General features: G+C 72.3%; 7 protein-coding genes. 3 read left to right on the top strand and 4 right to left on the bottom strand.

Annotation, left to right across the window (positions count from 1 at the left end; genetic code table 11):
• Positions 1 to 716: MFS transporter (locus ETD85_RS57845; protein WP_476739311.1), on the bottom strand; the 716-nt coding region annotated here is incomplete at its 3' end.
• A gap of 54 nt (positions 717 to 770) precedes the next feature.
• Between ETD85_RS57845 and ETD85_RS57840 the strand changes: the two genes are divergently transcribed.
• Positions 771 to 1,547: an AraC family transcriptional regulator gene (locus ETD85_RS57840; protein WP_138698332.1), complete on the top strand. Its 777-nt coding sequence runs from the start codon at positions 771 to 773 to the stop codon at positions 1,545 to 1,547.
• Between the two features lie 59 nt (positions 1,548 to 1,606).
• The gene (ybaK, locus tag ETD85_RS57835) at positions 1,607 to 2,062 is read left to right on the top strand and encodes a Cys-tRNA(Pro) deacylase (protein ID WP_138698335.1); all 456 of its coding nucleotides are present in this window, start codon (positions 1,607 to 1,609) and stop codon (positions 2,060 to 2,062) included.
• On the opposite strand, the gene ETD85_RS57830 is transcribed toward ybaK, so the two are convergent.
• Positions 2,059 to 4,326 (bottom strand): transglycosylase domain-containing protein, encoded by a 2,268-nt coding sequence (locus ETD85_RS57830; RefSeq protein WP_240780097.1) that lies wholly within the window; start codon positions 4,324 to 4,326, stop codon positions 2,059 to 2,061. The two genes, ybaK and ETD85_RS57830, sit on opposite strands and share 4 nt — an antisense overlap.
• A 53-nt stretch (positions 4,327 to 4,379) precedes the next feature.
• Complete coding sequence (gene murA, locus ETD85_RS57825) at positions 4,380 to 5,690, bottom strand: UDP-N-acetylglucosamine 1-carboxyvinyltransferase (protein WP_240780096.1); 1,311 nt, start codon at positions 5,688 to 5,690, stop codon at positions 4,380 to 4,382.
• Between the two features lie 62 nt (positions 5,691 to 5,752).
• Between murA and ETD85_RS57820 the strand changes: the two genes are divergently transcribed.
• A complete protein-coding gene (locus ETD85_RS57820; RefSeq protein ID WP_138698331.1) occupies positions 5,753 to 6,289 on the top strand; it encodes a hypothetical protein in 537 nt (178 codons plus the stop codon).
• On the opposite strand, the gene ETD85_RS57815 is transcribed toward ETD85_RS57820, so the two are convergent.
• Complete coding sequence (locus ETD85_RS57815) at positions 6,286 to 7,755, bottom strand: amidase (RefSeq protein WP_138698330.1); 1,470 nt, start codon at positions 7,753 to 7,755, stop codon at positions 6,286 to 6,288. The two genes, ETD85_RS57820 and ETD85_RS57815, sit on opposite strands and share 4 nt — an antisense overlap.
• Between the last annotated feature and the right edge of the window lie 95 nt (positions 7,756 to 7,850).

The raw sequence follows: 7,850 nt of genomic DNA, 5'->3' as shown, positions 1-7,850 counted from the left end.
GGCTTAGGGTCTCGTGGGCTGGGAGAGGTGTATAAGAGACAGCCCATGTACAGGGCCACGAACGCGCTCAACCCCACGTACACGACCGAGCGGAAGACGATCACCGCCGTCAGCCTGGCGAACGACGGCCAGTCGTCGCGGCCGGAGCCCGGCTCGGCGACCTTGGCCGCCACCTGGCCGCCCGCCAGGGCGCGGATCGCCGGGAGCGTCACCACCGCCCCCAGCACCGCCGGCGCCGCCAGGAACGGCGAGGCGCCCAGCCCCCACCCCGCCAGCAGCGGCGTCACGAGCACGGGCGCCGAGGCGAACCCCAGCGTCCCGCCCAGCGAGAACCAGCTCATCCGCACATGGCTGCCCTCGCTCGCGATCCTGGCCAGCCGCGCCGACTCCGGGTGGTAGGCCGCCACGCCCAGCCCCGACAGCGCCACGGCCAGCCAGGTCAGCACGTACGAGTCCGTCACGCCGCCGAACGCCACCCCCGCGCCCGCCACGACCATGCTCACCGGGATCAGCCACGGCATCCGCCACCGGTCGGTCAGCACCCCGAAGAGCGGCTGCACGATCGACGACAGCAGCGTCGCCGCCAGCACGATGCCGGAGACGGCAACGTACCCGTAGCCGCGCCCCGCCACCAGGAACGGCACCAGCGCCGGGACCGCGCCCTGGTAGAAGTCCACGGTGGCGTGACCGGCGGCGAGCATGGGGATCCTGTTCACGCCTCGAATCATCGCCCAGCGGGCGCTGGCATGCTTCCGATAAAATGCCAACTTATGACGGGAATCCGCCATCTGCCGGAAGCGCCCACCGGCCGGCGCCCGCTCGCACCGGGCACCGGCATCGACGCGCACCGGCACGACACCCACCAGATCGTGTACGCCTGCCGCGGCGTCCTCTCGGTCACCACCGGCTCGGGCACCTGGGTCGCGCCCGCCAACCGGGCGATCTGGGTCCCGGCCGGCACCGTGCACGAGCACCGGGCGCACGGCGACACCGACCTGCGCCTGGTCGGCCTCACCCGCAACCCGCTGGGCCTCGACCGCCCCGCCGTGCTCGCCGTCGCCCCCCTGCTCCGCGAGCTGATCATCGCCTACACCGACGACGACCCGGACCGTCCAGGCGACCACCCGGAGGACGCGGACCCGGACGATCGGCCCGGCGAGCGGGCGAGGCTCCGGGCCGTCCTGCTCGACCAGCTCAGACGCGCCCCCGAGCAGCCGCTGCACCTGCCCACCGCCGCCGACCCCAGGCTGGCCGCGGTCTGCGCGATCCTGCACCGCGACCCCGCCGACCCCAGGACCCTGGCCGAGCTCGCCGCGCAGGCGGGCACCAGCGACCGCACCCTGGCCCGGCTGTGCCGCGGCGAGTTCGGCATGAGCTTCCCGCAGTGGCGCACCCAGCTCCGCCTGCACCACGCGCTGCTGCTGCTCGCCGACGGCACGGCCGTCACCGCGGTCGCCCACCGCTGCGGGTGGGCCTCGGCGAGCGCGTTCATCGACGTGTTCAGGCGGGCGTTCGGGTACACCCCCGGCCGCGCCTTTACAATGTAGATTCGCTACAATCGAATTCCGTGAGCACATCGAAAGGCAAGGGCGGCACGCCGGCCACCATGGCCCTGACCAAGGCCAAGGCCGACTTCACCCTCCATCCCTACGATCACGACGCCTCCGCCCAGGCTTATGGCGAGGAGGCCGCCGACGCGCTCGGCGTCCCCTACGAGCGCATCTTCAAGACCCTGGTGGCCGAGGTGGAGAGCGGCCTCGCGGTGGCGGTCGTGCCGGTGGCGGGCAAGCTCGACCTCAAGGCGCTGGCCAGCGCCCTGTCCAGCAAGCGGGCCGCGATGGCCGACGCCGCCAGGGTGGAGAAGGTGACCGGCTACGTCGTGGGCGGCATCAGCCCTCTCGGCCAGCGCAAGCAGCTCCCGACGGTGGTCGACTCCTCGGCGCTCGACTTCGAGACGATCTACTTCTCGGCGGGCAAGCGCGGCCTGCAGATCGAGACCGCGCCCGACAACCTCATCGCCCTCACCAGGGCCGTCACCGCGCCCATCGGCAAGCAGGGCTAGCCGCGCGCCGCCCGGCGGATCCGCTCGCGCGGCGCGCCCCGGTGGTGATGGCCGCGCCGGCCGGGCGGGCCGAGCAGCTGCTCCAGCCCGCCCTCGCCGAGCAGCCACTCGAAGAGCCGGCGATGCCGCCGGCCCATGGGGTGACCGTCCTGCCTTCTCTTCCTGAGCTCCTCCTCGGCCAGGGCCTTCTCCAGCCCGGGCGTGTGCCCGCCGCCGAAGCGCGACATGTCCGGCCCGGGGAAGCCCCTGGGCTCGACCCGCCGCAGCGCGGGCTCCATCGACTCCACCCAGATCGGCCCCGGCAGCGACGCGCCCTGCACCGAGCCGAAGTAGCGATCCCCGATCTTCACGTTCTGCAGCGGGAAGCGGTAGGAGCCCCGAATGTCGCCGACGCTGACCGCCGCCGCCAGCGCGGGCGTGTAGCCGGCGAACCAAGCCGAGGTGTAGCCGTTGTTGGTGCCCGTCTTGCCCGCGGCGGGCCGGCCGATGCTCTGCCCGTGCATCGTGCCCTTGTCGAAGACGCCTTTCAGCACGTGGTTGACCGCGTCCGCGACCGGCCGCTCGATGGCCTGCTCGCACGCGGGCGGCACGTGCGTACGCCGCCCGTCCCTGCCGGTGATCTCCTGGATGGCCAGCGGCCGGCAGTAGACCCCCCTGGCCGCGAACGCCGCGAACGCCGCCGCCACCGTCACCGGGTCCATCTCGTTGACGCCCAGCGTGAACGTCGGCACCTCCTTCAGCGGCCCGCCGTCCGCCCGGGTGACGCCGAGCGCCTTGGCCGTCCGCACCACGTTGCAGAGCCCGACCTTGCGCTCCAGCATCATGTAGAAGATGTTGACCGACTTCCAGGTGCCGGTCTCGATGCTGTGCGGGCCGCCCTCGCCCTCGCCGCCGGCGTTGAGCACGCGGGAGTCGGGGTCGTTCACCGCGCGGCCCGCGCAGTTGCGGTAGCCCTGCGCCGGCACCAGCTCGCCTGGCGTCTGGAACCCGTCGCCGAACCTCCATCCCTGCTGCAACGCGGTGGCCAGGGTGAACACCTTGAACGTCGAGCCCGCCTGGAACCCCTGCCCGCCCCCGTGCGCCACGTCCGCGGCCAGGTTGAAGGTGGTCTTGGGGCCGTTCTTGCTGTTGCCCCGGTTGCGGCCGAACCGCTTGCTGGCCGCCATCGCCCTGATCCGCCCGGTCAGGGGCTCGACCATGGCCTCGGCCGCCACCTCGGTGTCCTCCGGGTCCACGTTCTTCTGGATGGCGCGCTCGGCGGCGCGCTGCGCGATCGGGTCGAGGCTGGTCCTGATCGTCAGCCCGCCCCTGGCCAGCCTGGCCCGCCGCTGGGCGGCGGTGTTGCCGAACACCTCGTTCGACAGCAGCTCGCGCTGCACGTACAGGCAGTAGAACGGGTACTCGCTCTGCTCGCACCCGCCCGGCTCCGGCCTGAGCTTGAGGTCCAGCGGCGCGCTCTTGGCGGCGGCCGCCTCCTGCTGGGTGATCTGCTTGAGCCCGGCCAGGCGGTCGAGCACGAGGTCCCGCCGCAGCTTCAGCCGCGCCTGCTGCGCCCGGCCGAGCGAGGGATCCGTCGAGTACGGCATCCGCACCGCCCCCGCCAGCGTGGCCGCCTGGGTCAAGGTCAGCCTGGACGCCGAGGTGGAGAAGAAGCGCCTGGCCGCCGCCTCCACGCCGTGCGCCCCCGCGCCGAAGTAGGCGATGTTCAGGTAGCGCTCCAGGATCTGGTCCTTGCGGTACTTCTCCTCCAGCGCCAGCGCGTACCGCAGCTCGGTGATCTTGCGGGCGAGGTTCGGGGCGCGGGCCTTGTCGCGTTCCGCCTCGCTGCGGGCGCTCTCCACGAGGATGTTCTTGACGAGCTGCTGCGTCAGCGACGAGCCGCCCTGCTTGATGCCGCCCGCCTGGGTGTTGGTCAGCAGCGCCCTGAGCGTGCCCCGGACGTCGAGGCCGCCGTGCTCGTAGAAACGGGCATCCTCGATGGCCACGATGGCCTTGCGCATGATCGGCGCGACCGAGCCGAGCGGCACGGCCGTCCTGTTGGCCTCGTAGAACTGGGCGAACGGCCGGCCGTCCTTGTCCAGCAGCCTGGTCACCTGGGCGAGCGGCTCCTCGCGTGGAGCGGGCGGCAGGTCGACGAAGGTGTTCGCGACGTTCATCGCGGCCATGCCGCCCCCGCTGACCACCGGCGCGACCAGTGCCGCCGTCAGCACTCCGCCGAGCGCCCCCGCGACTCCGAGCACGCAGACAGATCTGAGTACGGTCACGTCAGTGGATCTGCGGCGTCCCGATCGTCGGCAAACGCCCGCTTCCCGCGTCTTTACCGTTGCCTGCGAATGTTCAGACCCAGGGAGGCGAACTGCTCGAACGGCCGGTGGTAGCCGCGTTCGATGTGGTGCACGCCGCGCAGCGTGGAGGTCCCGTCGGCCACCGCCGCCGCCAGCACGGCCGAGAACCCGGCCCTGATGTCGGGCAGCGTCACGTCGGCGCCCTTCAGCTGGGACACACCGCGCACCACGGCCGAGTGCCTGGCGTTGGTGTCGTGGTAGCGGCAGGCGGGCCCGCCGAGGCACTGGTCGAACACCTCGATCTCGCAGCCCATCTTCTGCAGCGCGGGCACGTAGACCAGGCGGTTCTCGAAGACCGTCTCGTGCAGCACCGACATGCCCTGGCTCTGGGTGAACAGCACCATGAGCGGCGTCTGCCAGTCCGTCATGAACCCGGGGTGGGTGTCGGTCTGCACGGCCGCCGCGCGCAGCCCCTCCGGGGGCGCGGTGGCGCACAGGTACTCGTCGTTGATGTCGAACTGGGCGCCCATCCTGGCCAGCGTGGTGATCGCGGTCACCAGGCGGTCCTGCGGGCAGCCGTGCACGCGCACCTCGCCCCCCGTGATCAGCCCCGCCACGAGGTACGAGAACGCCTCGATGCGGTCGCCGTTCAGCCACGTGGAGGCCCCGCGCAGCCGCTCGACGCCCTCGATGACGATCCTGCGGTCCGGCGAGAGCTCGATCCTGGCCCCCATCCGCTGCAGGAACAGCGCCAGCTCCACCACCTCAGGCTCCATCGCGGCGTTCTTCAGCACGGTCTTGCCCTCGGCCAGCACCGCCGACATCAGGATGGTCTCCGTGGCGCCCACGCTCGGGTACGGCAGCTCGATCCTGGTGCCGTTGAGCCGCTTGGCCTTGGCGTAGATGCCGGTGTCGCCCACCTCCACCTCGGCGCCCATCGAGCGCAGGGCCTCGACGTGGAAGTTCACCGGCCGCCGCCCGATCGGGTCGCCGCCGACCAGCGGGACGAACGCCTCCCCCGCCAGGTGCAGCAGCGGGCCGAGCATGAGGATGGGGATGCGGTTCAGCCCGGTGAACGCGTCGGGCACCCGCGGTTTGATCTCCGGGCCCTGCGCGATCCTGATCTCCGTGCGGGAGATCTCCACGTTGATGCCGAGCGCCTCCAGCATGGCCGCCGTGATGCCGACCTCGCCCACCTCCGGGGCGTTGTGGATGCTGCTCTCGCCGCTGCCGAGCATGGCGGCGACCATGTGCTTGGACACCCCGTTCTTGGACCCGCGCACCTCGACGTCCCCGCGGAGCGGGCCGGAGGGTTCGATCGACCAGACCTCTTCTGCAATCACGAAGCGAGCCTAGCCGGGGGATACCATCAAGTGATTCAGACGTACATATGAGGGGGAGTGGCGTGACGAGGGAAGTACGCGCTTTTGCGGTAACTGTCCTCACGCTCGCCGCTCTCGGGGCCGCCGCCGGGCTGCTCTGGTCCGGCCTGTCCCCCCGCGCCCCCTACGCGATCACGGATCAGGGAACGGTCCTGGCCGACCCGACCACGCAGGCGCTGATCGCGGCCGACGGCTGGTTCGCGGTGATCACCGGCGGGCTGGGGCTGCTGTGCGGCGGGGTCGCCTGGTTCGCCGCGCGGCGGTGGATGCTGCCGGTGCTGCTCGGGCTGTGCGCGGGCGGGGTGCTGGCGTCGATGCTGACGCTGTGGACGGGGTCCACGTTCACGCTCGGCGCGGTCACGGTCTCGGCCGCCGCGGCGCCCGGGGTCAAGATCGTCCCCGGGGCGCTGAAGCTGACCGCGTCCGGCGTGCTGGTGTCCTGGCCGCTGCTCGGGGTGGGGCTGTTCGGGCTGCTGGAGGGCATGCACGGCTACCGGGAGTCGCCGCTGCGGCATCCGTACGGCGAGCCGTCCACCCCGCTGGACCACCGCCCCCTCTAGAGGGGCGGGCGGCGCAGGCCGTACTGGGTGGCCTGCTCGAACGCGCGGGCCACGCGCAGGACCCTCGCGTCCTCGAACGGCCGCCCGACGATCTGCACCCCCACCGGCAGGCCGTCCTCGGTGAACCCCGCCGGGACGGAGGCGGCGGGCGCGTGCAGGACGCTGATCCAGTACGCCGAGCGCATCCACGCGAGGTAGTCGGGCATCCGTTCCCCGTCGACCTCGCTCACGTACGGATGCTCGACCGGGAACGGCGGCACCTGGCTGACCGGCGCGATCAGCACGTCGTAGGTGTCGAAGAAGGCGGCCATCCGCTGGTAGAGACGGCTGCGCGCCTGCTCGGCCCGGGCCAGGTCGGCCCCGGTGACCTGGCGGCCCTGCTCGACGTTCCAGGCGGTGTTGGGACCGAGCCCGATCAGGTCGCCGAAGGTCAGCGCGTAGTTCCACGCCCGGTAGGTCCGGAACGCGTCCTCGGCGCCGGACAGGTCCAGCTCGACCTGCTCGACGTGCGCGCCCAGCCGCTCCAACACCGCCGGCGCCGTCGCGGTGACCGCCGCCGTCCTCGGGTCCACCGGCAGCCCGCCCAGGTCGGGGCTCCACGCCACCCGCATCCCCGCCACGCCCTCCTCGGGCTCGGGCGCGAAGACCTCCTTGATCGAGTACGGGGACCTGCGGTCGAACCCGGCGATGACCGAGAACATCAGCGTGACGTCCTCGACCGTCCTGGCCATCGGCCCCTCCACGGCCAGGGTGTACCAGGCGGCGGTGTCGGACGGGGAGGGCACCCGGCCGGGCGTGGGGCGCAGGCCGACGACGTTGCAGAAGGAGGCGGGGTTGCGCAGCGAGCCGCCCATGTCGGAGCCGCCGGCCAGCGGGACCATGCCGGCGGCCAGCGCGGCGGCGGCGCCCCCGCTGCTGCCTCCGGCGGACTTGGACAGGTCGTAGGGGTTCCTGGTGGCGCCGAACACCTCGTTGACGGTGTGCGAGCCGGTGCCGAACTCGGGGGTGTTCGTCTTGCCCAGGGTGATCGATCCGGCGGCTCTGAGCCGCTTGACGATTAGGTCGTCCTCGGTGGGGACGTGGTCGGCGAAGAGCGGCGATCCGTAGGTCGTGCGGATGTTCGCGGTGTCGACCAGGTCCTTGTGCGCGATCGGCACGCCGTGCAGCGGCCCCAGCCCTCCGTGGGCATCGCCCGCCCCGGCCCCGCCGGGTCCCGGCGCGCCGGCCCCGGATCTCGCGGCGCCTGATCCCAGCGCGCCGGATCGCATGGCGGCGGCGAGCGCCGCGTCGGCCGCCTCGGCCGCGTCGAGCGCCTGCTCGGCGACGAGGGTGACGATGGCGTTGACCTTCGGGTTGACCTGCTCGATGCGGTCGAGGTGGGCCTGGAGGACCTCCACGGCGCCCAGCTGCCTGGTCCTGATCAGGTGGGCCAGCTCGGTCGCGGTCAGGTAGTGCAGTTCGCTCACATGGCGATCCTCTCTCACGCCGGACGCAGCGGCGACGGCGAGGTTTGCCCAGCCACCCGCCCGCCGCTCGTCACCCTCCGGCGCCGGACCCCACC

It is taken from the genome of Nonomuraea zeae (assembly GCF_005889725.1).
GTDB lineage: Bacteria > Actinomycetota > Actinomycetes > Streptosporangiales > Streptosporangiaceae > Nonomuraea > Nonomuraea zeae.
This window is presented reverse-complemented; position numbering and strand designations above follow the sequence as displayed.

Bases quoted from the DNA above. Each gene is read 5' to 3' on its own strand.
- ETD85_RS57840 (WP_138698332.1), top strand. From the start codon at position 771: ATGACGGGAATCCGCCATCTGCCGGAAGCGCCCACCGGCCGGCGCCCG.
- ybaK (WP_138698335.1), top strand. From the start codon at position 1,607: ATGGCCCTGACCAAGGCCAAGGCCGACTTCACCCTCCATCCCTACGAT.